This is a genomic window from Halomonas sp. ND22Bw (assembly GCF_003011945.1).
In the GTDB taxonomy this organism is placed as follows: domain Bacteria; phylum Pseudomonadota; class Gammaproteobacteria; order Pseudomonadales; family Halomonadaceae; genus Halomonas; species Halomonas halophila.
Genome location: NZ_PXWD01000007.1, coordinates 130,350 through 152,602 on the forward strand (window position 1 = coordinate 130,350; position 22,253 = coordinate 152,602).

At 71.4% G+C, this 22,253-nt stretch carries 22 protein-coding genes; 18 read left to right on the forward strand and 4 right to left on the reverse strand.

Features of this window, described 5'->3' with window-relative positions:
* Positions 1 to 6 precede the first annotated feature (6 nt).
* Both CVH10_RS10795 and CVH10_RS10800 read left to right on the forward strand, forming a co-directional pair.
* Positions 7 to 276 carry a SelT/SelW/SelH family protein gene (locus CVH10_RS10795; RefSeq protein ID WP_035598998.1) on the forward strand — a complete coding sequence of 90 codons (270 nt, stop codon included), beginning with the start codon at positions 7 to 9 and terminating at the stop codon, positions 274 to 276.
* A gap of 40 nt (positions 277 to 316) precedes the next feature.
* Positions 317 to 1,207 (forward strand): DMT family transporter, encoded by an 891-nt coding sequence (locus CVH10_RS10800; RefSeq protein WP_106488680.1) that lies wholly within the window; start codon positions 317 to 319, stop codon positions 1,205 to 1,207.
* Here the strand turns inward: CVH10_RS10800 and CVH10_RS10805 are convergent.
* Positions 1,204 to 1,878: an arylesterase gene (locus tag CVH10_RS10805; protein WP_181244390.1), complete on the reverse strand. Its 675-nt coding sequence runs from the start codon at positions 1,876 to 1,878 to the stop codon at positions 1,204 to 1,206. The two genes, CVH10_RS10800 and CVH10_RS10805, sit on opposite strands and share 4 nt — an antisense overlap.
* 10 nt (positions 1,879 to 1,888) lie before the next feature.
* Here CVH10_RS10805 and CVH10_RS10810 point away from each other — a divergent pair, with 10 nt between their 5' ends.
* The 6 genes from CVH10_RS10810 to CVH10_RS10835 all read left to right on the forward strand — a co-directional run bounded on the left by CVH10_RS10810 (position 1,889) and on the right by CVH10_RS10835 (position 10,678).
* Complete coding sequence (locus tag CVH10_RS10810) at positions 1,889 to 2,605, forward strand: ATP-binding cassette domain-containing protein (RefSeq protein ID WP_181244393.1); 717 nt, start codon at positions 1,889 to 1,891, stop codon at positions 2,603 to 2,605.
* Positions 2,602 to 5,142: an ABC transporter permease gene (locus tag CVH10_RS10815; RefSeq protein WP_106488683.1), complete on the forward strand. Its 2,541-nt coding sequence runs from the start codon at positions 2,602 to 2,604 to the stop codon at positions 5,140 to 5,142. The genes CVH10_RS10810 and CVH10_RS10815 overlap by 4 nt, the downstream gene beginning before the upstream one ends.
* Positions 5,143 to 5,152: 10 nt before the next feature.
* On the forward strand, positions 5,153 to 6,577 hold the full coding sequence (locus CVH10_RS10820; protein WP_106488684.1) for a polyphosphate:AMP phosphotransferase: 1,425 nt from the start codon (positions 5,153 to 5,155) through the stop codon (positions 6,575 to 6,577).
* Between the two features lie 36 nt (positions 6,578 to 6,613).
* Positions 6,614 to 8,074: a hypothetical protein gene (locus tag CVH10_RS10825; protein ID WP_052052541.1), complete on the forward strand. Its 1,461-nt coding sequence runs from the start codon at positions 6,614 to 6,616 to the stop codon at positions 8,072 to 8,074.
* Between the two features lie 147 nt (positions 8,075 to 8,221).
* Entirely contained in the window at positions 8,222 to 9,487 is a 1,266-nt protein-coding gene (glyA, locus tag CVH10_RS10830; protein WP_106488685.1) for a serine hydroxymethyltransferase, read from the forward strand.
* A gap of 192 nt (positions 9,488 to 9,679) precedes the next feature.
* The gene (locus CVH10_RS10835) at positions 9,680 to 10,678 is read left to right on the forward strand and encodes a flagellar motor protein MotB (protein WP_106488686.1); all 999 of its coding nucleotides are present in this window, start codon (positions 9,680 to 9,682) and stop codon (positions 10,676 to 10,678) included.
* 36 nt (positions 10,679 to 10,714) lie between these two features.
* On the opposite strand, the gene CVH10_RS10840 is transcribed toward CVH10_RS10835, so the two are convergent.
* Both CVH10_RS10840 and CVH10_RS10845 read right to left on the reverse strand, forming a co-directional pair.
* Positions 10,715 to 11,266, reverse strand: coding sequence for a FlgO family outer membrane protein (locus CVH10_RS10840; protein ID WP_369335782.1), 552 nt, complete (start codon positions 11,264 to 11,266; stop codon positions 10,715 to 10,717).
* Positions 11,267 to 11,274: 8 nt separating this feature from the next.
* Positions 11,275 to 11,982: a hypothetical protein gene (locus CVH10_RS10845; protein ID WP_369335783.1), complete on the reverse strand. Its 708-nt coding sequence runs from the start codon at positions 11,980 to 11,982 to the stop codon at positions 11,275 to 11,277.
* Between the two features lie 147 nt (positions 11,983 to 12,129).
* Here CVH10_RS10845 and CVH10_RS10850 point away from each other — a divergent pair, with 147 nt between their 5' ends.
* From CVH10_RS10850 to CVH10_RS10870, 5 genes are all read left to right on the forward strand, one after another.
* The gene (locus CVH10_RS10850; protein WP_106488687.1) at positions 12,130 to 13,539 is read left to right on the forward strand and encodes an MBL fold metallo-hydrolase RNA specificity domain-containing protein; all 1,410 of its coding nucleotides are present in this window, start codon (positions 12,130 to 12,132) and stop codon (positions 13,537 to 13,539) included.
* A gap of 218 nt (positions 13,540 to 13,757) precedes the next feature.
* Positions 13,758 to 14,627 carry an MBL fold metallo-hydrolase gene (locus tag CVH10_RS10855; protein ID WP_106488688.1) on the forward strand — a complete coding sequence of 290 codons (870 nt, stop codon included), beginning with the start codon at positions 13,758 to 13,760 and terminating at the stop codon, positions 14,625 to 14,627.
* A 34-nt stretch (positions 14,628 to 14,661) separates the two neighbouring features.
* Entirely contained in the window at positions 14,662 to 16,422 is a 1,761-nt protein-coding gene (locus CVH10_RS10860) for a SulP family inorganic anion transporter (RefSeq protein WP_106488689.1), read from the forward strand.
* A 2-nt stretch (positions 16,423 to 16,424) separates the two neighbouring features.
* Positions 16,425 to 16,886 (forward strand): YeeE/YedE family protein, encoded by a 462-nt coding sequence (locus CVH10_RS10865; protein WP_106488690.1) that lies wholly within the window; start codon positions 16,425 to 16,427, stop codon positions 16,884 to 16,886.
* The gene (locus tag CVH10_RS10870; RefSeq protein WP_181244391.1) at positions 16,883 to 17,284 is read left to right on the forward strand and encodes a DUF6691 family protein; all 402 of its coding nucleotides are present in this window, start codon (positions 16,883 to 16,885) and stop codon (positions 17,282 to 17,284) included. Before CVH10_RS10865 ends, CVH10_RS10870 begins: the two co-directional genes overlap by 4 nt.
* A gap of 24 nt (positions 17,285 to 17,308) precedes the next feature.
* Here CVH10_RS10870 and dsbG read toward each other — a convergent pair whose 3' ends face one another.
* Positions 17,309 to 18,073 carry a thiol:disulfide interchange protein DsbG gene (gene dsbG, locus CVH10_RS10875; RefSeq protein ID WP_106488692.1) on the reverse strand — a complete coding sequence of 255 codons (765 nt, stop codon included), beginning with the start codon at positions 18,071 to 18,073 and terminating at the stop codon, positions 17,309 to 17,311.
* A 122-nt stretch (positions 18,074 to 18,195) separates the two neighbouring features.
* Between dsbG and nrdR the strand changes: the two genes are divergently transcribed.
* From nrdR to nusB, 5 genes are all read left to right on the forward strand, one after another.
* Positions 18,196 to 18,681 (forward strand): transcriptional regulator NrdR, encoded by a 486-nt coding sequence (gene nrdR, locus CVH10_RS10880; RefSeq protein WP_016856619.1) that lies wholly within the window; start codon positions 18,196 to 18,198, stop codon positions 18,679 to 18,681.
* Positions 18,678 to 19,808, forward strand: coding sequence for a bifunctional diaminohydroxyphosphoribosylaminopyrimidine deaminase/5-amino-6-(5-phosphoribosylamino)uracil reductase RibD (gene ribD, locus CVH10_RS10885; protein ID WP_035597742.1), 1,131 nt, complete (start codon positions 18,678 to 18,680; stop codon positions 19,806 to 19,808). The genes nrdR and ribD overlap by 4 nt, the downstream gene beginning before the upstream one ends.
* Before the next feature lie 193 nt (positions 19,809 to 20,001).
* Positions 20,002 to 21,168, forward strand: coding sequence for a bifunctional 3,4-dihydroxy-2-butanone-4-phosphate synthase/GTP cyclohydrolase II (gene ribBA, locus CVH10_RS10890; RefSeq protein ID WP_106488693.1), 1,167 nt, complete (start codon positions 20,002 to 20,004; stop codon positions 21,166 to 21,168).
* Between the two features lie 85 nt (positions 21,169 to 21,253).
* Positions 21,254 to 21,745: a 6,7-dimethyl-8-ribityllumazine synthase gene (gene ribE, locus CVH10_RS10895; protein ID WP_106488694.1), complete on the forward strand. Its 492-nt coding sequence runs from the start codon at positions 21,254 to 21,256 to the stop codon at positions 21,743 to 21,745.
* Complete coding sequence (nusB, locus tag CVH10_RS10900) at positions 21,742 to 22,242, forward strand: transcription antitermination factor NusB (RefSeq protein WP_035597752.1); 501 nt, start codon at positions 21,742 to 21,744, stop codon at positions 22,240 to 22,242. Before ribE ends, nusB begins: the two co-directional genes overlap by 4 nt.
* Positions 22,243 to 22,253: the final 11 nt, after the last annotated feature.

Here is a 22,253-nt window from a genome sequence, read left to right on the forward strand (position 1 = left end):
GGCATCGTGTCACGTATTCGCATTCACTACTGTACCCAGTGCCAATGGCTGCTGCGCAGTGCCTGGTACGCCCAGGAGCTGCTGTCGACCTTCGGTGAGGACCTCGAGGAGGTCAGCCTGGTGCCGTCCCACGGCGGCTACTTCGAGATCTTCTGCGACGAGCAGAGCCTGTGGGAGCGCAAGCGCGACGGCGGCTTCCCCGACAGCAAGACGCTGAAGCAGCGCGTGCGCGACCGCCTCGACCCGACGCGGGAGCTGGGGCACATCGATCGCTGAGTCGGCCGTCTGCCGGCTCGACACCTAGCAGGGAGAGCTTATGACAACGGATCGTCGCGCCATGCTCTACGGGCTGGGCGCCGTGGCGCTCTGGTCCACGGTGGCCACCGCCTTCAAGGTGGCGCTCGAGCGGATGACGCCGCTGGAGCTGATGTGGCTCGCGGCGCTGGTGTCCTGGGCGCTGATCGGCGCGCTGGTGGTTCGCCGGGGCCTGCTCGGCGAGGCGCTGAAGCGCGGCTGGCGCACCGCGGCCTGGGCGGGGCTGATGAATCCGGTGGCCTATTACCTGGTGCTGTTCGCCGCCTATGACCGCCTGCCGGGGCAGGAGGCGATGGCGCTGAACTACACCTGGGCGCTGGCCATGGCGCTGCTGGCGGTGCCGATCCTCGGCCAGCGCCTGACCCTGGTGGATGCCCTGGCCGGGCTGGTGGCCTACGCCGGCGTGTGGGTGATCGCCACCCGCGGCGCGGTGTTCGACGTGGCCTTCGCCGACCCGCTGGGCGTGGGGCTGGCGCTGGTCTCGACGCTGATCTGGGCGCTCTACTGGCTGCTCAACGTGCGCGACCGCCGTCCGCCACTGGTGGCCCAGTGGCAGAACTTCAGCGTCGGGGTGCCGGTGCTGACCGTGCTGCTGCTGTTCGGACCGGGGCTCCGGTGGCACGGACTCGACGGGCTCGCCGCCGGGGTCTACGTGGGCCTGTTCGAGATGGGCATCGCCTTCGTGCTGTGGCAGCTGGCGGTGGGCACGGTGTCGCGCACCGCCAAGGTCTCCAACCTGATCTTCCTGTCGCCGCCGGTGTCGCTGATGCTGCTCTACCTGGTCGTCGGCGAGCCGATCCTGCCCTCGACCCTGGTCGGCCTGGTGCTGATCCTCGGCGGACTGGCCCTGCAGCAGTGGCAGAAGGCGCCGGCTGCGCCGGGCGACGCCTAGTCTCTCCGTACGGCCAGCGCCACCCCTTCCTCTTCCAGCAGCGGCGCCAGCGCCGGCCAGACGTTGTCGAGCAGCGCGGGCTGGGCGGCCGCCGTGGGGTGGATGCCGTCGTCCTGCATCAGCGAGTCGTCGAGCGCCACGCCCTCCAGCAGGAAGGGCACCAGCGCCACCTCGAAGCGTTCGGCGAGCTCGTCGTAGACCCCGGTGAAGGCATCGCGGTAGGCCGGCCCGTAGTTGGGCGGAATGTCGATGCCGAGCAGCAGCACCTCGGCGTCGGCGGCCTGGCTCTGCTCGATCATGGCGGCCAGGTTAGCGCGCATCTGCTGCGGCGGCAGGCCGCGCAGGCCGTCGTTGCCGCCCAGTTCCAGCACCACCAGGTCGGGGGCGTGCTCCTCGAGCAGCGGCGGCAGCCGCGTCGCGCCGCCGCCGCTGGTCTCGCCGCTGATGCTGGCGTTGATCACCCGGGCCTTTCCCTCCAGCCGCCGGGCCAGCAAACTGACCCAACCGGCCTCGCGCTCGATGCCGTAGGCGGCGCTCAGGCTGTCGCCCATCACCAGCACCCGCGGGCGCTCGGCGGCCGCCGCCGGGACGGCCACCAGCACCAGCAGCGTCCACAGCAGGCACGCCGTCAGGACGCCTTGGGCTCGACCAACAGGGATGCGCTTTCTCATGACCGACCTCATGTCCGACTCCTCGCCAGCAAATCTTCATCCTATGCTACGCGCCGCCCACCTGACCAAGCGGGTGGAGAGCGGCGAGCGTTCGCTGACCATTCTGAGTGATCTTGCCCTCGAGGTGTTCCCCGGCGAGACGCTGGCCATCCTCGGCCAGAGCGGGGCGGGAAAGTCGACCCTGCTCGGCCTGCTGGCCGGGCTCGACGCACCCAGCGGCGGCGAGCTCGAGCTGTTCGGCGAATCCCTCGGCGAGCTGGACGAGGACGGCCGCGCCGGGCTTCGGGCCGGGCGGGTCGGCTTCGTGTTCCAGAACTTTCAGCTGCTGCCGACGCTGACCGCGCTGGAGAACGTGCTGCTGCCGCTGGAGCTAATCCCGGACGGCGACGCCGAGGCCCGCGCCCGCGACTGGCTCGGCCGGGTGGGGCTCGGCGAGCGTCTCGATCACCTGCCCAAGCAGCTCTCCGGCGGCGAGCAGCAGCGCGTGGCCCTGGCCCGCGCCTTCGTCACCGGCGCCGAGCTGGTGTTCGCCGACGAGCCCACCGGCAACCTCGACCCCGCCACCGGCGAGCGCATCATCGACAGCCTGTTCGCGCTCAATCGCGAGGCCGGCACCACCCTGGTGCTGGTCACCCACGATCTGGCCCTGGCGCGACGCTGCGATCGCTGCCTGCGACTGGCCGACGGGCGGCTCGAGGCGATCGCACGCGAGGAGACCGAGGCATGATGCGCCACGCCCTAGCACTGTCGTGGAAGGGGCTCAGGCGCGACCTGCGGGCCGGCGACGTGCGCGCGCTGTTCCTGGCGCTGACCCTGGCGGTGGCCGCCGCCACCATGATCGGCTTCTTCCTCGACCGCCTGGAGCGCGGCCTGACCCGTCAGGCCGGCCAGCTGCTGGGCGGCGACGTGGTGCTCGAGCAGTCGCGGCCCTTCGATCCCGAGCTGCGCCGCGCCCTCGAGGACGCCGGCCTCGCGCTCTCCGATCAGGTCGACATGGTGTCGATGGTCAGCGCCGGCGAGGCCTTCCAGCCGGTGGGCGTGAAGGCGGTCGACGATGCCTATCCCCACTACGGCGAGTCCGTGGTCGACCGTGGCGACGGCGCCGAGGCGCTGCCGCGCGGGCCCGAGCGCGGCGGCGCCTGGGTCGCCCCGCGCCTGGCGCAGCTGCTTGACCTCGAGCTCGGCGACACCCTGCGCCTGGGCCAGGCCGAGCTCGAGGTGAGCGGGGTGATCGAGCGCGAGGCCGACCCCTCGGCCGGCTTCTCCAGCTTCAACCCGCGGTTGATGGTGCACGTCGACGATCTCGAGGCCACCGGGCTGATCCAGCCCGGCTCGCGCATCGAGTACGAGCTGCTGGCCGCCGGACCGCCCGAGGCGGTGGAGGCGATCACGCCTCGGCTCGAGCGCCTGCGCGCCGAGGGCGTGGAGGTGCAGGACGTGCGCCGCGACCGGCCGCGGCTCGGCAGCGCGCTGTCCCGGGCCGACCGTTACCTGAGCCTGGCCGGGCTCGCCGCGGTGCTGCTGGCCGGCGTGGCGGTGGCCATGGCCACCCGGCGCTACGTGGAGCGCCATCTGGATACCGCGGCGCTGCTGCGCTGCTTCGGCGCCCGGCAGGCCGAGCTGGTGCGGCTGTTCGCCCTGCAGCTGCTGTGGCTGGCGCTGGCGGCCTCGGCGCTGGGCGCGCTGCTGGGGCTGGCCGGCCAGGCGCTGCTGCTTTCCCTGCTCGGCCGGCTGCTGGCGGTCGAGCTGCCGCCGCCGGGACCGATGCCGCTGGCCCTCGGCGTGCTGACCGCGCTGGCGGTGCTGGCCGGCTTCGCCGGGCCGACCCTGCTGCGCCTGCGGCGGGTCAGCGCGCTCAAGGTGCTGCGCCGCGAGCTGGACCCGCTGCCGGCCTCCGCCTGGTGGGTGGTGGGTGCGGCGGCGCTGGTGTTCGGCGCGCTGCTGTGGCTCTACTCCGGCGATCCGACCCTGTCGCTGTCCTTGCTGCTCGGCGGCGGCCTGGCGCTGGCGGTGCTGTGGGGCCTGGGCGGGCTGCTGCTCGGCGGCGTGCTGGCGCTGTGCTCGCGGCTGCCGGCGCGGGGCGGGGCCGGATACCTGCAGGCGCTGCGCCTGGGCGGGCGCCAGCTGGGGCGGCGCCGCGCCGCCAGCCTCGGCCAGCTGCTGGCGTTCTCGGTGGCGCTGTTCGCCATGGCGATGATCGCCCTGGTGCGCGGTGATCTGCTCGACGCCTGGCGCGAGCAGCTGCCCGAGAACACGCCCAACCAGTTCGCCATCAACATCCAGCCCGGCGAGCGCGACGCCTTCGCCGCGGCGCTGAACGAGGGCGCCGAGTCGCGCAGCGATCTCTATCCCATGGTGCGCGGCCGGCTCACGGCCATCGACGGCGCCGAGCCCCGCGAGGCGGTGCCAGCGGAGGCGCGCGGCGACAACGCGCTGCGCCGCGAGCTCAACCTGACCTGGCGCGCCGACCCGCCGGAGGGCAACCGGCTGGTGGCCGGGGAGTGGTTCGACGCCGAGGCGGCGACGAGCGGCGAGGCCGCGACGCCGGTGCCGATCTCGCTGGAGAGCGGGCTGGCCGGCCGGCTGGGGCTCGAGCTCGGTGACGTGCTGACCTTCACCGTCGGCAGCGCCACCATCGACGGCGAGATCACCAGCCTGCGCGATCTGGACTGGGACAGCTTCCGGCCCAATTTCTACGTGATCTTCCCGCCGGGCGTGCTCGAGCGCTTCGGCCACAGCTACATCACCGCCTTCCATCTGGCGCCCGACGAGCGCGCGCTGCCGGGCCGGCTGGTGCGCGACTTCCCCGGCGTCACCCTGCTCGACGTGGAGGCGATCCTCGAGCGGGTCCGCGAGGTGCTGTCGCAGGTCACCCGGGCCGTGGAACTGGTGCTGGTGCTGGTGCTGCTGGCCGGGATCAGCGTGCTGCACGCCGCCCTGGCCGCCAGCCTGCCGGTGCGCGCCCACGAGGCCGGGCTGCTGCGGGTGTTCGGCGCCGGCGACCGGCTGCTGCGCCGGGTGCAGGGCGCCGAGTTCGCGCTGCTGGGGCTGGCCAGCGGCCTGCTGGCCGCGGCGCTGACCGAGCTGGCCGCGGCCGGGCTCTACGGCGGCTGGCTCGACCTGGCGCCGCGCTGGCATCCGGCGCTGTGGCTGGCGCTGCCGCTGGGCGGGGCGCTGCTGGTCGGCGCCATCGGCCAGTGGCTGTCGCGGGGCATCCGGCGCCGGGCGCCCGCCGAGAGTCTGGGGCTGCTGGGCGAGACATGAGGATGACGGAATGAAGGAATCGCTGCGCTATGCGCTGCTCGAGGCCCAGCTGGAGCTGGCCCGCCAGGCCTCGCGCTCGGTGGTGCTGGTGGTCACCGGCCACGCCGCCGCCGGCAAGACGGCGCTGATCAACGAGCTCAACCATCGCCTCGAGAATCGCCTGACCGAGGTACACGCCCTGGCGCCGAGCAGCGAGGAGCGCGAGCGCCCCTACTGGTGGCGCTACTGGCGCCGCCTGCCGGCCCGGGGGCGGGTCGGCGTGTTCGTCCACGGCTGGTACGGCGATGCGCTGTTCGCCCGTACCGAGCAGCGCCTGGGGGCGGGCGCCTTCCACGACCGGCTGGCCGAGATCCGTGCCTTCGAGGCCGAGCTGGCCGCCGAGAACGTGGCGATCGTCAAGCTGTGGCTGGACATCGACCGCGACATCCAGGGACGCCACCTGAAGGCGCTGTGGCACGACCCTGAGCGGGCCTGGCAGGTCAAGGATCACGACTGGCAGCGCCATCTCCAGTACGACGCCCTGGCCCGGCTGGGCCGCGAGATGCGCGAGGCCACCGAGGCCGATCATGCCCCCTGGCACCGCCTGGCCGGCGGCCCCGGCGAGACGCCGATCAAGGCCCTGGCCCACCGGCTGGTGGCGGCCATGGCGGGCCCGCTGCCCGATGTCGAGTCGCCGGTCACCCCGCCCTCGGCGGGCATCGGGGCGCCGCCGCGGCTGTCGGACCTCGACGCCGCGTCGCCCGAGGCCATGGACAAGTCGACCTATCGGGAACGCCTCAAGGAGGCCCAGGCCCGATTGGCCGGCAACGCCCGCGAGATCCAGCGTCGGCGGATTCCCGTGGTACTGGCCTTCGAGGGCCAGGACGCCGCCGGCAAGGGCGGCTGCATCCATCGCCTGACCTCGGCGCTCGACGCTCGCCAGTATCGCGTCCATCGCATCGCCGCGCCCAGCGAGGCGGAGCGCGCCCACCCCTGGGCCTGGCGCTTCTGGCAGCGGTTGCCGCTGGATGGCCGGGTGGCGATCTTCGATCGCTCCTGGTACGGCCGGGTGCTGGTGGAACGCGTCGAGGGCCTGGCCGAGCCGGCCGCCTGGCGCCGCGGCTATGACGAGATCCGCCGCTTCGAGCGCCAGCTGCTGGCCCATGGCGCGGTACTCGGCAAGCTGTTCCTGGCGGTCGACAAGGACGAGCAGCTGCGCCGCTTCCGTGCGCGCGCCGAGACGCCCCACAAGCGCCACAAGCTGACCGAGGAGGACTGGCGCAATCGCGAGCGCTGGGACGATTATCGGCGGGCGATCGACGACATCTTTGTGCATACTCATGACGTCGACGGGGGCTGGGCCCTGATCGATGCCAATGACAAGCGCCGCGCCCGGCTGGCGGTGCTGGACCACGTCAACCGCCTGCTCGAGGCGCGTCTCGCCGAACCGCGCTGACGCCCCCCAGGCGCGATCACCAGGGAGGTGAACCCCATGCGCAAGTCCTTGATGCGTAACGTCCTGATGCGCAAGCCCCTGATACGTCAGGCTCCGTCACGGGCCGCCGCGCTCGCCGCCGTTCTCGCCGCGCTGCCCTGCGGCCTGGCCCAGGCCGATGCCGAGCGCCTCGAGGCCGACCTGCGCGAGCGCTTTGCCGCCGCCGGCGAGTTCTCGATCGGCGAGGTCTCCGACAGCCTGCTCGGCGGCGAGACCCGCGCCGAGGACCTGAGCCTGGTCGACGTCGACGGCTCGCGGCTGGACGTGGCCCGCTACGTGGTCGAGGGCGACTACGAGGACCCCGAGGCGATCGTCATGGAGGGCCTGCGGCTCGAGCGCACCGGCCGCGATGCGGGCGTGCTGACCGCCGACCGGCTGCGCCTCGACGGCCCCGGCGGGCCGCTGCCCTGGCACGAGGACCGGCTGGGCGATGCGGCCTTCGAGGCCGACGCTCTGAGCGCCGAAGGGCTGCGCCTGGCGCTCGAGTCGGCGCTGATCACCTCCGCCGACGGCAAGAAGACCCTGAGCCCGCAGGTGCCGACGAGCGGCTGGCTGACGGCGCAGCGGCTCGAGGCCGAGGGGCTCACGGCGACCGGTGTCGGCCGCCTGGAGATGAGCGGCATCGAGGGCCACGCCGAGGGGCTGGAGGATCTGGGGGCGGGAGACCTCACCCTGGCCTCGCTGAGCCTCGAGGGCCTGAGCCACCCGCCGGGCGATCCCGAGGCGGCGACCCTGGATCGCTTCGAGCTGAACGACATGTCGATCGTCGCCGATCATCTGGTGGCCGATCTGGCACGCTTGAGCGTCGACGGCGACATGCACGACGGCGAGGGCCGTGCCCGGCTCGAGGCCCTCGAGCTGGACCTGGCGCGGATGATCGAGCTGGCCCCGGCCGAGGAGCGCACCCGGCTGCGCCTGGCCAGCAACGTGCTCACCGGCGGCAGCGGGCAGCTGCGGCTGGACGCCGAGTTCGACGGCCGCTGGGAGGCGCTGGGCCAGAAGAGCCTGCTCTCCGGCGACGGCACGATCACCGCCGCCGACGCCTTCCGCTGGGCGTTTGACAGCGAGCTGCCGGTGCGCCTGCCCGATGGCGTCGAGCCGGCGACCTATCTGGCCGAGATGACCGACCTGAGCGGGGTCACCCTGCTCGGCGGGCGCATCGAGACCACCCTCGGCGATCTGGGCCTGTTCGGGCGCATGCCGGCGGTGATGGCCGCCAGCCGCGGCGTGAGCGAGGCCGAATTCCTCGATCAGGCGCGCACCCAGGCCAGGGGCTTCGGGACCATGCTCGGGCCCGAATTCGGCCAGCTGCTGGACGGCCTGGTGGACATGATGGAGGGCCGGGCCAGCGAGGTGACGGTGGCGCTGACCCTGCCGCCGGAGAGCGACGCCGACGTGCTCGCCGCCGACCCGCTGGGCCTGCCGAGCAAGCTCTCGATGGCGGTGGAGACGCGCTGAGCCGCGCGGCGCGGGAGCCTTCAGAATTACTGAAGCGCACATGAGAAATCATGGGGCGCCGCATGACGGGGTTTCATGTGAAAGCCGCCATACGCTGGGGTATGATGGCGGCCTTCGATTTCCCCGTTGATGCGAGGTTTCCCGCCGATGTTCAGCCGTGACATGCAGATTGCCGGTTTCGATGATGCCCTGTTCGATGCGATGCAGAAGGAAAGCACGCGTCAGGAAGCGCACATCGAGCTGATCGCTTCCGAGAACTATGCCAGCCCCCGCGTCATGGAGGCCCAGGGCAGCCAGCTGACCAACAAGTACGCGGAAGGCTATCCCGGCAAGCGCTACTACGGCGGCTGCGAGTACGTCGACGTGGTCGAGCAGCTGGCCATCGATTACGCCAAGGAACTGTTCGGCGCCACCTACGCCAACGTCCAGCCGCACTCCGGCTCCCAGGCCAACGGCGCCGTCTTCCAGGCGCTGGTCACCCCGGGCGACACCGTGCTGGGCATGAGCCTGGACGCCGGCGGTCACCTGACCCACGGCGCCAAGCCGAACTTCTCCGGCAAGCACTACAACGCCGTGCAGTACGGCATCGACGAGAACGGCCGCATCGACTACGACCAGGTCGCCGAGCTGGCGCGCGAGCACCAGCCGAAGATGATCATCGCCGGCTTCTCCGCCTACTCCCAGATCATCGACTGGGCCAAGTTCCGCGAGATCGCCGACGAAGTGGGCGCCTACCTGCTGGTCGACATGGCTCACATCGCCGGCCTGGTGGCCGCCGGGGTCTACCCGAGCCCGCTGCCCCACGCCCACGTGGTCACCACCACCACCCACAAGACCCTGCGCGGCCCGCGCGGCGGCCTGATCCTCTCCAGCGAGGGCGACGAGGCGGTCGAGAAGAAGCTGCAGGCCGCGGTCTTCCCGGGCATCCAGGGTGGCCCGCTGGAGCATGTCATCGCCGCCAAGGCGATCTGCTTCAAGGAAGCCATGGCGCCCGAGTTCAAGACCTACCAGGAGCAGGTGCTGAAGAACGCCAAGGCCATGGCCGGCGTGTTCATCGAGCGCGGCTTCGACATCGTCTCCGGCGGCACCGAGGACCACCTCTTCCTGCTGTCCCTGGTCAAGCAGGGCGTGACCGGCAAGGACGCGGACGCCGCCCTGGGCCGCGCCCACATCACCGTCAACAAGAACGCCGTGCCGAACGACCCGCAGAGCCCGTTCGTGACCTCCGGCCTGCGCATCGGCACCCCGGCGGTGACCACCCGCGGCTTCACCGAGGCCGAGTGCGGCGAGCTGGCCGGCTGGATCTGCGACATCCTCGACGTGCTGGCCAAGGGCGAGGACACCTCCGCCATCGAGGCCGAGGTCAAGGGCAAGGTCGAGACCGTCTGCGGCCGTCTGCCGGTCTATCGCTAAGCGCCTGACCCGCACCCCAGCGTCAAGCAGCGCCCCGTCCCGGTTCGTCCGGGACGGGGCGCTTGCGTCTGTGGCTTCCCGTCTGGCGTTTCAGGCCCAATAGGCGGCCGCGAATCCCGCCTGTTCGACGCTTCGGCGGGGCGGGGCAGGCGTTAGGCTTGGCGCTCCGCCACGTCATTGCCGAGTCGAGCCATGCAGCATCCCCGCGGCCTGTCCCGCCACGAGTCCCTCCTGCCGGATCATCACCACGACGAGAGCGGTCACGGCTGGATGGTCAGCTATATCGACGTGCTGACCCTGCTGGTCGCGCTGTTTGTGCTGATGATCGCGCTGACGCATCGCTCCGACGACGCCGCGCCGGACGCGGACGAGACGGTGATCGCCGAGGTGGCCGAGCCCGGCAGCGCGTCGCGTCGTCTCGGCGTGCCGCTGCCGGCGGAGCTGAGTCAGGCCATGGAGATCCCGACGGCGCCGGCCCGCTTCGCGAGCCTGGCGCCATCCGCGATCACCGCGGCCCTGGGCGTGGCCGGGTTGCCGTCGCGGGCGGTCGTGCCGGCACCGCCCGCGCTGCTGGCCCGCCAGCAGGCCGTCGTCGACGAGGCCGAACCGATGCCGACGCTGCCGATGCTGGCGCTGCCCGAGGGTCATGATGCCGAGGCGCCACTGGCCGACTACATGGTGATCCTCACCGACCGGCTGCCCGCCGGCGTGGCGCCGGCTCCGGAGGCCGCCGAGACGCTGACCCTCGCCGCCCGCGAGGTCGCCGAGGCGGTGGCCGCCGCGCCTTACCTGCCGGATCTCGACGGCGTCGAGGTGTCTCGGGTGCCGGAGGGCGTGCGCCTGCGGGTCGAGGACCGGCTGCTGTTCCCCTCCGCTCAGGCCGAGCTCACCGACGAGGGCCGGGCACTGGTCGCCGAGCGGCTGCGCGAGGTGGTGGCCCGCCAGCCCGGCGAGGTCGAGGTCCAGGGCCACACCGACAGTCGGCCGATCCAGACGCCGCGCTTCCCTTCCAACTGGTCGCTGTCCAGCGCCCGAGCCATCGCCATCGTCGAGGCGCTGATCGAGGACGGCGTCGATCCCGCGCGGCTCAAGGCCGTGGGCCTGGCCGACACCCGTCCGCTGGCCTCCGATGACACCGCCGAGGGGCGCGCCCGCAACCGCCGGGTCGAGGTGGTCATCCAGGCACGCTGACGCCGCCTTTACGGCGTCCGGCGCTTTCTTTCCTGCTTACCAGCCCAGCATGCCGCGCAGGTCGTTGTTCATCGGCAGCCGCATGCTGGCCGCGCTCAGCACCATGGCGTCGCTGCTGCGGATCAGCCGCATGCTCATGTACAGGTTCTGCTCGCTCTGGGCGTAGGTGCCCACCAGGATGGCGCGGGCGCCGTGGTTGGCGGTCAGCCGTTGCGCCTGGCGCGACAGCATCAGCTCGCCGGTCTGTTCCTGGATGAACAGGCTGCCGCGCATTCTGACCTCGCGAACGTCCAGCCCGGCCTGAGTCAGCGAGGACGCGGCGATCTCGGTGGCCATGCGTCCTAGGGTGGAGGAACGGCTGAGATCGTCGATATCGGCGAAGGAGGCGGCGATGATCGGGTCGTAGCGTTCAAGGCCGGGATTGGCCTCGACCATCTCGGCCGCGGCCTCCTCGATGACCTCGTTCAGCGTCGGCGGTGGGGGAGGATCGTCATTGCCCATGCCGGGCAGGTTGGCGCAGGCACTGAGGGTCAGTCCCAGGGCGATGGCCGGCAGCAGTCGCCGGCAGGAGCGCAGAGTAGGAAGCATGGCGAGGCTTACCATTGTGAGGAGACCGAGACGCTGGGCGGGGGCGGCGGCGCTTGTCTGACCGCCCGGTCGGGGGCGTACTGATCGCGATCGCCGCGGTTGACGTAGTAGAGGTTGGAGGAGGAGTACAGGATCTCGGTGCCGTCCAGCACCTGGGTGGTGATGATCACCTCCTCGTTGCCGGTATGGGTCCAGCTGCCGCTGACCACATCGGCCCCCATCGCGGCGGGAATGAGCCCCAGTGCGGGTTCGGCCCAATGGTTGATGGGAATCGTGGCCACGGCGACGCCGGCCGCCAGGGCGGTGAAGGCGCCTTCCGGCGGCCTGACGAAGCCGCGGTCTCGGTGCTCCACCAGTTCGACGTCGAAACGCACCTCGAGGGCGTTCAGCGGGTCGAGCGTCACCGGGGCGCCGCCGCTGACCAGTTCGCTGGTCAGCAGGGCGCGGTATCCCCGGGCGAATTCGCCGTTCTCCGGCGCCGAGGCTGGGGTCAGGTAGAGCGGCCGGAAGCGCAGGCGTTCGCTGTCGAGCATGCGGTCGGCCTCGTGGCGGGCCAGCACCTCCCAGTGGTGGGCGGCCTGCATGCGCTGCTGCTCGCTGTAGGGATAGGTCGTGGCCACGGGAGCCTGGCTCATTTGGCGATAGAGGCAGCCCGTCTGCAGGGCGGCCAGCGCCAGGACCAGACAGCTTCGGGCGAGTCGACGTGATGCGAACACCGGCGGTTCCTTTTCTCGATGCGATGGTGGCGGATGCGATGCTTGTCGAGGGTATCGGCCGCGCCGACGATGACTTGAGCCAAGGCGCGTCGGGCGTGGTTTGGTTATGCTCGAAGAGGAGTCCCAGGGCGCGCAGGGGAGGTGGTCATGTCGAGCTTGACCTTTCTGGGGGCGGTGGGCGAGGTCACCGGCTCTCGCTATCTGCTCGAGGTGGACGGCGAGCCCCGTCCTCACCGGCTGCTGCTGGAATGCGGCCTGCACCAGGGGGGACGCGAGGCCGAAGGCGCCAATGCCGTGCCCTTCGGACGCCTGGCCGAGGAGCTCGAGTCGGTGGTGCTCTCCCACGGCCATCTCGACCACGCCGGGCGCTTGCCCAGGCTGGTCCGCGAGGGCTATCGGGGGCCGATCCATTGCACCGCGGATACCGCCGAGCTGCTCGAGATCATGCTGGTCGACGCCGCCTTCGTGATGGCCAAGGACGTGGAGTGGGAGAACCGCTGGCGGTCGCGGGCCGGCAAGCCCGCCATCGAGCCGCTCTACGACGAGGACGACGTGGCCCGCACCCTGGCCCAGTGCGAACCCCACCGCTACGGCCAGCCGGTGGCGTTGCCCGGCGGCGTCACCCTGGTGTTCCGCGATGCCGGCCACATCCTCGGCTCGGCGATGGTCGAGCTGGCGATTCCCTCCGGTGGCCAGCGGCGGCGGCTGGTATTCTCCGGCGACCTGGGCAACCCCGACTCGGTGCTGATGAAGGACCCGGAGAAGGTCCATGACGCCGATGTGGTGCTGATGGAGAGCACCTACGGCGATCGCGATCATCGCCCCCTCGACGACACCCTCGAGGAATTCCGCCGGGTGCTCGAGGAGGCCCACGCCGACGGCGGCAACGTGCTGATCCCGGCCTTCGCGGTGGGGCGCACCCAGGAGATCCTCTACCACCTGAGCGTGCTCTACCACGCCGGGCGCCTGCCCCAGCAGCTGGTGTTCCTCGACAGCCCCATGGCGATCCGCGTCACCGAGCTCTATGGGCGCAAGCGCAAGGCGCTCGACCCCGAGGACCTGAAGGTGCTCAACGTCGCCGCCCACGGCGACCCCGATCAGTACCTGCCGAACCTGCGCCTGACCCGCGACGTGGAGGAGTCGATGGCCATCAACCGCATCCACGGCGGGGCCATCATCATCGCCGGCTCGGGCATGTGTACCGGTGGGCGCATCGTCCATCACCTGCGCTACAACCTGGAACGTGAAAGCACTCACCTGGTGATCGTCGGCTTCCAGGCCGAGGGCACCCTGGGGCGCCAGCTGGTCGAGGGGGCCGAGCGGGTGCGGGTGCTGGGCGAGGACCTGGCGGTCAAGGCCCGGATACACACCCTGGGCGGCTTCTCGGCCCATGCCGGCCAGCAGGAGCTGATCGGCTGGGCGGGCGCCTTCCACGATCGGCCCCGGTTCTTCCTGGTGCACGGCGAGCCCGGGGCCCAGCGGGCGCTGCAGGCGGCGTTGGCCGAAGCCGGCATCGAGGCGGAGATAGCGACCTACCGTCAGCGCATCGAACTCTGATTGCTCGCCGACTTTTCCAGCCAGGCTCCCATCTTGCTTCATGGCGCACAGGTGCTGCGTCTGGCCTATGGCGCAGTGCTATCTGCCGGCGCGCTATATATAAAAAATAAATCTAACGTTAGAACAAAATATCTTGTTATGCTGCGGCTATCGCCAACCGCCATCGGGACGCGCCGCGTCCGTCGCTCTTCACCCTCTGCTGCACACGGAGGCACCCCATGTCCCAGCAGCCCATCGTCACGGCCTTCTTCGACGAGCCCACCAACACCTTCAGCTACGTGGTCCGCGACGCGGACTCCACGGCCTGCGCCATCCTCGATTCGGTGCTCGACTTCGACTATGCCGCCGGCCACACCGACGTGCGTTCGGCCGACGCCATCATCGCCTTCATCGCGCGCCAGGGGCTCAGCGTCGAGTGGGTGCTCGAGACCCACGTCCACGCCGACCACCTCTCGGCGGCGCCCTACCTGCACCAGAAGCTCGGCGGCCGCACCGGCATCGGCGCGCGCATCGTCGAGGTGCAGGAGATCTTCGGCAAGGCCTTCAACGCCGGCACCGAGTTCGCCCGCGACGGCAGCCAGTTCGACCGCCTGTTCGAGGAGGGCGACACCTTCGCCATCGGCGGCCTCGAGGGCCGGGTGCTGCACACCCCGGGCCACACGCCGGCCTGCCTGACCTACGTGATCGGCGACGCGGCCTTCGTCGGCGACACCCTGTTCATGCCCGACTACGGCACCGCGCGCTGCGACTTCCCCGGCGGCGATGCCCGCACCCTCTATCGCTCCATCCAGAAGGTGCTGGCGCTGCCTGCCGAGACGCGGCTGTTCCTGTGCCATGACTACAAGGCGCCGGATCGCGAGGCGTTCCGGCACGAGACCAGCGTGGCCGAGCAGCGCGCGCATAACATCCACGTCCACGAGGGCGTCGGCGAGGACGACTTCGTGACCCTGCGCACCGAGCGCGACGCCACCCTGGGCATGCCGCGGCTGATCATCCCCTCGGTGCAGGTCAACATGCGCGCCGGCGAGATGCCGCCGGCCGAGGACAACGGCCAGGTCTACCTCAAGGTGCCGCTCAACCGTTTCTGATGTCGGGAGACCCTGTCATGAGCGCTAGACCACGATGACGCCCTCACGCTGGATTCCGCTGATCGGCTGGCTGCACGGCTACCGCCGCGGCACCCTGGCCCGGGACCTGCTGGCGGCGGTGATCGTCACCTTGATGCTGGTGCCCCAGGCCCTGGCCTATGCGCTGCTGGCCGGCCTGCCGCCGGAGGTGGGGCTCTATGCCAGCATGCTGCCGCTGGTCCTCTACGCGATCTTCGGCACCAGCGCCACCCTGGCGGTGGGGCCGGTGGCGGTGGCCTCGCTGATGACCGCCTCGGCGCTGTCCGCCATCGCCACGCCGGGCAGCGCCGAGTACGTGGGCGGTGCCCTGGTGCTGGCGGCGCTCTCCGGGGCGATGCTGGTGGCCATGGGGCTGCTGCGGCTGGGCTTTCTGGCCAACTTCCTGAGCCATCCGGTGATCTCGGGCTTCGTCACCGCTTCGGGGATCCTGATCGCCGCCAGCCAGCTGCGCCACCTGCTCGGCGTCGAGGCCTCGGGCCACACCCTGGTCGAGATGGTCATGGCGCTGGTCGCCGCGCTGGGCGCGGTCAATCCGGCCACCCTGGCGATCGGCGTCGGTGTCTGGGGCTTCCTGGTGCTGTGCCGGCGCTATCTCAAGGGCGGGCTGCGACGCCTGGGGCTGTCGGCCTCGGTCGCCGATCTCGTGGCCAAGGCCGCGCCGGTCTCGGCGGTGATCGTCACCACCCTGCTGGCCTGGGCACTGGGGCTCGGCGAGCGCGGCGTGGCGCTGGTCGGCGAGGTGCCGGGCGGGCTGCCGTCGCTGGCGCTGCCGAGCCTCGAGCCGGGGCTGTGGTCGAGCCTGGCGCCGGCGGCGCTGCTGATCAGCCTGGTGGGCTTCGTGGAGTCGGTGTCGGTGGCCCAGACCCTGGCCGCCAAGCGCCGCCAGCGCATCGACCCCAACCGCGAGCTGATCGCCCTGGGGCTGGCCAACCTCGGCGCCGGCACCAGCGGCGGCTCGCCGGTGTCCGGCGGCTTCTCGCGCTCGGTGGTCAACTTCGAGGCCGGGGCCGCCACGCCGCTGGCCGGCGCCTTCACGGCGTTGGGCATCGCCGTGGCGACCCTGACGCTGACCGCGCCGCTGGCCTTCCTGCCCAAGGCCACGCTGGCCGCCACCATCATCGTCGCCGTGGGCACCCTGATCGATCTGCCCGCCATCCGCCGCACCTGGGCCTATTCCCGGGCCGACGGCGTGGCCATGCTGGCGACCCTGACGCTGACCCTGGTGCACGGCGTGGAGAGCGGCATCCTGGCCGGCGTGGCGCTGTCGCTGGGGCTGCATCTGTACCGCACCAGCCGCCCGCACAGCGCCGTGGTGGGGCGGGTACCCGGCAGCGAGCACTTCCGTAACGTGCAGCGCTACGACGAGGTGGAGACCGACGAGCGCCTGGCTATCCTGCGGGTCGACGAGAGCCTCTACTTCGCCAACGCCCGCTATCTGGAGGACACGGTGATGGCGCTGGCGGCCCGCCAGCCGGGCCTCGAGCACCTCGTGCTGGCCTGCCAGGCGGTCAACGTGATCGACGCCTCGGCGCTGGAGAGCCTGGAGGCGATCAACCGGCGGCTGAAGGACGCCGGGGTGGCGCTGCACCTGGCGGAGGTCAAGGGGCCGGTGATGGATCGCCTGGCGGCCACCGACTTCTGCCACGAGCTCGGCGGCCGGGTGTTCCTGAGCACCTTCGATGCCTGGCAGGCGCTGCATGAAGGTGAGGCCGTGGCGAACGCGACGCCCGGCAGGATGACGGAAAAGGAGACATGACGGTGGACATGACGGCAAGCCTTCACGGCCTGATCGGCGGAGTGCTGATCGGCCTCTCGGCGACCTGGCTGATGATATCGCTGGGGCGCATAGCCGGCATCAGCGGCATCCTCGGCACCCTCTTCACCGCGCGCCCCAGGGGCGACAGCGGCTGGCGGCTGGCCTTCCTGCTGGGGCTGGTATCGGGGCCGGCGCTGGTGATCCTGGCCGGCGGCGGGCTCGGCAACGTGGCGGGGCAGGCCGGGGCGGTGATCGGCGCCCCCGCCGGCGGGGTGATGACCATGCTGGTCGCCGGCCTGCTGGTGGGCGTGGGCACCGGCATCGGCAGCGGCTGCACCAGCGGCCACGGGGTGTGCGGCCTGGCCCGGCTGTCGCCGCGCTCGATGGCGGCGACCCTGGTGTTCCTGGCGGTGGCGATCGTCACCGTGTTCGTGGTCCGGCACGTGATTGGAGGTGGCGCATGAGATCCGTGATGGCCTATATCGCCGGGCTGCTGTTCGGCCTTGGACTCGCGATCTCCGGCATGACCGACCCGGCGCGGGTGCTCGGCTTTCTCGACGTCGCCGGCGACTGGGACCCGACCCTGATGTTCGTGCTCGGCGGCGCCGTGGTCACCAACTTCGTCGGCTATCGGCTGGCCATGCGGCGGCCGAATCCGCTGTTTGCCAGCGTCTTTCAGCTGCCGACCCGGCGCGATCTGGACGGGCGGCTGCTCGGTGGCGCGGCGCTGTTCGGCGTCGGCTGGGGGCTCTCCGGCTACTGCCCGGGGCCGGCCTTCGCCTCGGTCTCGGGCATCACCCTGCCGCTGGCCGCCATGCTGGTCGCCATGGTCGTCGGCTGGTTTATCGCCCGGCGGGTGTAGGCGCGAATGTTGATGGCGCGGTGATCAGGGGCGCGGGCCGAGGATCTCGGTCAGTGCCTCGTCGCTCGGCATGCCCTGGGTGGTCTTCAGCAGGCCGCCGCCCTGCGGGCGGTCCTGTCGATAGACGATGCCCGGGGTGGCGACCAGGCCGAGGCCGTCCATCAGGTTGTGGTTCTCCTGCAGCGCCAGCTCCAGCGGGCGGGGCAGGGCGTCGAGGATCTCCACCGTGTCGCCGCGCTCGTGGTCGGCCAGCGCCGCGGCGGGATCGTCGGCGGCCAGCAGCGAGACCGCCTTGCGCGGGCTGTCGGCGGCGAGGATGCCGACCATCACGTGGCGCAGCTGGACCTCGCCGGCCTCCACCCAGGGGCGGGCGGCCTGCCAGAACTGGCGGCAGTAGGGGCAGTTGGGGTCGGTGAACACATAGACGATGCGCTCGGCGTCGTCGCGGCCGTCGGCGATCCAGGCGCTCTGCTCGAGCTCGCCCCAGGTCTCGGCGTCCTTTGGCGCGCGCACCAGGCGGTCCAGCGGCGCCCGGGAGAGGTTCTCGCCCTCGGCGTCCACCAGATTGCCGATCACCGCATGCTGGCCGCCCTCGGTGACGAAGATCGTCATCGGCTGGCCGCCGGCGCTGGCGGCGTAGCCGGTCAGCCCGTCGGGCGCCTCGAAGCGGCCGTGTATCGTCAGACCCTCGGCCTCGAGGGCCTGGAGCGGGGCGGGGAGTTCGTCGGCGGACGCGACGAGGGGCAGCAGCAGGGCGGCCGGCAGCAGGCGGCGGGGCAGGGCGCGCATGGCGATCCTCCTTGAACGGGTGACCCTCTCCAGACAGCGATGCGCTCCCGGGGTTCGCTGGGGCTTCGGGGCCAAAACCGTTACAATGTGGCGACCATCGTCCTCGACCCGGAACCCTGCTTATGCACTGTCCCTTCTGCGGCGCCTCCGACACCCGCGTGACCGATTCCCGACTGGTCGTCGACGGCGATCAGGTGCGGCGGCGGCGCCAGTGCGCGGCCTGCGGCGAGCGCTTCACCACCTACGAGACCGCCGAGCTGGTGATGCCGCGGGTGATCAAGGGCGACGGGTCCCGGGAGCTGTTCGACGAGGCCAAGCTGCGCGCCGGCATGCTGCGCGCCCTGGAGAAGCGCCCGGTTAGCGCCGAGTCGATCGAGGCCGCGGTGGAGCGCATCCGCCAGACCCTGCGCGCCCGCGGCGAGCGCGAGATCCACGCCCGGGACGTCGGCGAGGAGGTCATGCATGCCCTGAAGCGCCTCGATCAGGTGGCCTACATCCGCTTCGCCTCGGTCTATCGCCGCTTCCAGGACATCGACGAGTTCCGCGCCGAGATCGACCGCCTGGCCCAGGAGCCGAGCTTCCAGCCCGACGGGTCCGGTGAATCATGAGCGCGGTGGTCCGTTCCCCCGAGCGCTGGATGGCCCGTGCCCTGGTGCTGGCCCGGCGCGGCCTCTATACCACCGACCCCAACCCGCGGGTGGGTTGCGTGCTGGTCAAGGACGGCCGCCGGGTCGGCGAGGGCTGGCACCAGCGTGCCGGCGAACCCCACGCCGAGGTTCACGCCCTGCGTGACGCCGGCGAGGCCGCCCGAGGCGCCACCGCCTACGTCACCCTGGAACCCTGTTCCCACCACGGCCGCACCGGCCCCTGCGCCGAGGCGCTGGTCGAGGCCGGCGTGGCGAAGGTGGTGGTGGCCATGCGCGACCCCAACCCGCTGGTGGCCGGCAACGGCGTCGCCCGGCTGCGCGCGGCCGGCATCGAGGTCGAGGTCGGCCTGCTCGAGGCCCAGGCCCGCGCGCTGAATCCCGGCTTCATCTCGCGCATGGCCGAGGGCCGGCCCTTCGTGCGGCTGAAGATGGCGATGAGTCTCGACGGACGCACCGCCATGCGTTCCGGCGAGTCCCAGTGGATCACCGGGCCCCGGGCGCGCTGCCAGGTGCAGCGCCTGCGGGCCCGCTCCAGCGCGGTGATCACCGGCGTCGAGTCGGTGATCTTCGACAACTCCCGGCTGACCCTGCGCGCCGATCAGCTCGAGCTGCCCGATGCGGAGGCGATCGCCGCCCGCCAGCCGCTGCGGGTGGTGGTCGACTCGCGCCTGCGTCTGCCCGAGGCGGCGGCCTGCCTGCGCGAGCCGGGCCGCACCCTGGTGGCCACCGTCGACGGCCACGACGCCGAGCGCCGTGCTCGGCTCGAGGCCGCCGGCGCCGAGGTGCTGGCGCTGCCCGCGGGCGAGGACGGCCGCGTCGACCTGGCGGCCCTGCTGGCCCACCTCGCCGAACGCGAGGCCATCAACGAAGCGCTGCTCGAGACCGGCGCGACCCTGGCCGGCGCCATGCTGGACGCCGGCCTGGTCGACGAGATGCAGCTGTTCGTCGCCCCGACCCTGCTCGGCGGCGAGGCACGGCCGCTGTTCGCGCTGCCGGGCCTCGAGACCATGGCCGAGCGGAAGCCGCTGGAGATCCTCGACATCCGCGCCGTGGGTCGCGACTGGCGCATCACCGCGCGCCCCGCCTGAGGGCAGGACGCGCCTCCTCGCCGCGCCGTTCCGAGGACGTCGCCCGGCCGCCCGATGGGCGCCGTCGGGCGAGCCGCTACTAGCGCCGGCGGTCACGCCACGGTACCCTGACGCGGTTTCGAGCGGACGACGCCCGACGGCGACTTCGGTGTCGTCGCGTCGCGACGACCGCAGCAGAGTCAATGGAGATTCCATGGAGCACTCCTCCTCCGGGGGCCTGGCCCCCATCGCCGAACTGATCGAGGACATCCGCCAGGGGCGGATGGTGATCCTGATGGACGATGAGGATCGCGAGAACGAGGGCGATATCATCATGGCCGCCGAGAAGGTGGAGGCCGAGCACATCAACTTCATGGCGCGTCACGCCCGCGGCCTGATCTGCCTGCCGATGACCCGCGAGCGCTGCGAGCGCCTGCAGCTGCCGCTGATGGTGCGCGACAACGGCTCCGGCTTCGGCACCAAGTTCACGCTCTCCATCGAGGCCGCCGAGGGCGTCAGCACCGGAATCTCCGCCGCCGATCGCGCGCGCACCGTCCAGGCGGCGGTGGCCCGTGACGCCGAGCCGACCGATATCGTCCAGCCCGGCCACATCTTCCCGCTGATGGCCGAGCCCGGCGGCGTGCTGCGCCGCGCCGGCCACACCGAGGCCGCCTGCGACCTGTCGGCCCTGGCCGGCCTGGACCCCAGCGGCGTGATCTGCGAGGTGATGAACGAGGACGGCAGCATGGCGCGCCGCCCCGAGCTCGAGGCCTTCGCCCGCGAGCACGGCCTGAAGATGGGCACCATCGCCGACCTGATTCACTATCGCATCCACAACGAGCAGACCGTCGAGTCGCTGGAGTCGATGCCGGTGCAGACGCCCCACGGCGAGCTGACCCTGCACGTGTTCCGCGATCGCATCCAGGGCGCCCATCACCTGGCGCTGGTCAAGGGGCGCCCGCATCCCGAGGACCTGACCACGGTGCGCGTGCATCTGTCCAACGTGATGCGCGACCTGCTGCTGCTGCAGAAGGGCGAGCACGACAGCTGGACCGCCCACGAGGCGATCGCCGAGGTTGCTGGCGCCGAGCACGGGGTCTTCGTGCTGCTCGACGACGGTCGCCCGCAGCAGGATCTTCACGACCTGCTCGAGGTCTTCCTGGAGCGTCGCCGGGCGCCGCGCACCACCGATTCCGATGGCGCCGGCAACTACCTCACCATCGGTACCGGGTCGCAGATCCTGCGCGAGCTGGGCGTGGGCCGCATGCGCCTGCTCAGCTCGCCGTGGAAGTTCTCGGCGCTGTCGGGCTTCGACCTGGAAGTGATCGAACGCGTCGAGCCCGGCCAGACGCCGGCCGCCGAGGGTGACGACGGCGCCTGACGCCTTCATCCGACATCTCGCCGGGGCGCCGACCGTCGCGCGCCCCGGCGATTCCGTTTTCATCGGGTTCAGCAGGAAAGAGACCATGCAACCGATTCCCCAAGTCGAAGGCAGCTTCGTCAACGTCGATGGCCGCTACGTGATCGTGGTGGGCCGCTTCAATCATCATGTGGTGGACAGCCTGGTCGAGGGCGCCGTGGACAGCCTGACGCGTCACGGCGTCGACGAGGAGAACATCGACATCGTGCACACCCCGGGGGCCTGGGAACTGCCGCTGGCCATCAAGCGGGCGCTGCAGGTGGTCCGCCCCGATGCGGTCATCGCCCTGGGCGCGGTGATCCGCGGCGGCACGCCGCACTTCGAGCACGTGGCCGGCGAATGCAACTCGGCCATGAGCCGCCTGCAGCTGGAGTTCGACACCCCGGTGGCCAACGGCGTGCTGACCGTCAACTCCATCGAGCAGGCGATCGAGCGTGCCGGCACCAAGGCCGGCAACAAGGGCACCGAGGCGGCCATGGCGGCCATGGAAATGGTCTCGCTGCTGCGCCGCTTCGGCGACGGGGAGAACGCCCGATGAGCGAACAGCGTCGCGAACCGTCCAAGGCACAGCTGGCCCGTCATGCGGCCCGTGAACTGGCCGTCCAGGGCCTCTACCAGTGGCAGCTGACCGAGAAGCCGATCGCCGCCGTCGAGGCCGAGTTCCGCAGCCAGATCGCCGACGAGGATCTCGAGGACCACGAGAACTGGCACAAGGTGATGGGCATCGCCGACCTGGCGCTGTTCCACCAGCTGCTGCACGAGGTGGCCCGCCACCGCCGCGAACTGGATGCCACCATCGCGCCGCTGCTCGACCGTCGTCTCGAGGACCTCGACCTGATCGAGCTGGCGATCCTGCGCCTGGGGGCCTACGAGCTCGCCAAGCGCCCCGAGGTGCCGTACCGCGCGGTGATCAACGAGGGCGTCGAGCTGGCCAAGTCCTTCGGCGCCACCGAGGGACACAAGTACGTCAACGGCATCCTCGACAAGCTCGCCGCCAGGCTGCGCGGCGCCGAGGTCTCCGCGCGTCGTCGCTGAAGGCTTCGAAC

Coding starts and splice junctions, on each gene's coding strand:
- CVH10_RS10850 (WP_106488687.1), top strand. CDS start 12,130: ATGTCGAGCTTGACCTTTCTGGGGGCGGTGGGCGAGGTCACCGGCTCT.
- CVH10_RS10825 (WP_052052541.1), top strand. CDS start 6,614: ATGCGCAAGTCCTTGATGCGTAACGTCCTGATGCGCAAGCCCCTGATA.
- dsbG (WP_106488692.1), bottom strand. CDS start 18,073: ATGCGCGCCCTGCCCCGCCGCCTGCTGCCGGCCGCCCTGCTGCTGCCC.
- ribD (WP_035597742.1), top strand. CDS start 18,678: ATGAGCGCGGTGGTCCGTTCCCCCGAGCGCTGGATGGCCCGTGCCCTG.
- CVH10_RS10860 (WP_106488689.1), top strand. CDS start 14,662: ATGACGCCCTCACGCTGGATTCCGCTGATCGGCTGGCTGCACGGCTAC.
- CVH10_RS10855 (WP_106488688.1), top strand. CDS start 13,758: ATGTCCCAGCAGCCCATCGTCACGGCCTTCTTCGACGAGCCCACCAAC.
- CVH10_RS10835 (WP_106488686.1), top strand. CDS start 9,680: ATGCAGCATCCCCGCGGCCTGTCCCGCCACGAGTCCCTCCTGCCGGAT.
- CVH10_RS10820 (WP_106488684.1), top strand. CDS start 5,153: ATGAAGGAATCGCTGCGCTATGCGCTGCTCGAGGCCCAGCTGGAGCTG.
- CVH10_RS10815 (WP_106488683.1), top strand. CDS start 2,602: ATGATGCGCCACGCCCTAGCACTGTCGTGGAAGGGGCTCAGGCGCGAC.
- CVH10_RS10800 (WP_106488680.1), top strand. CDS start 317: ATGACAACGGATCGTCGCGCCATGCTCTACGGGCTGGGCGCCGTGGCG.
- CVH10_RS10870 (WP_181244391.1), top strand. CDS start 16,883: ATGAGATCCGTGATGGCCTATATCGCCGGGCTGCTGTTCGGCCTTGGA.
- glyA (WP_106488685.1), top strand. CDS start 8,222: ATGTTCAGCCGTGACATGCAGATTGCCGGTTTCGATGATGCCCTGTTC.
- nrdR (WP_016856619.1), top strand. CDS start 18,196: ATGCACTGTCCCTTCTGCGGCGCCTCCGACACCCGCGTGACCGATTCC.
- nusB (WP_035597752.1), top strand. CDS start 21,742: ATGAGCGAACAGCGTCGCGAACCGTCCAAGGCACAGCTGGCCCGTCAT.
- CVH10_RS10810 (WP_181244393.1), top strand. CDS start 1,889: ATGTCCGACTCCTCGCCAGCAAATCTTCATCCTATGCTACGCGCCGCC.
- ribBA (WP_106488693.1), top strand. CDS start 20,002: ATGGAGCACTCCTCCTCCGGGGGCCTGGCCCCCATCGCCGAACTGATC.
- CVH10_RS10840 (WP_369335782.1), bottom strand. CDS start 11,266: ATGCTTCCTACTCTGCGCTCCTGCCGGCGACTGCTGCCGGCCATCGCC.
- ribE (WP_106488694.1), top strand. CDS start 21,254: ATGCAACCGATTCCCCAAGTCGAAGGCAGCTTCGTCAACGTCGATGGC.
- CVH10_RS10805 (WP_181244390.1), bottom strand. CDS start 1,878: ATGAGAAAGCGCATCCCTGTTGGTCGAGCCCAAGGCGTCCTGACGGCG.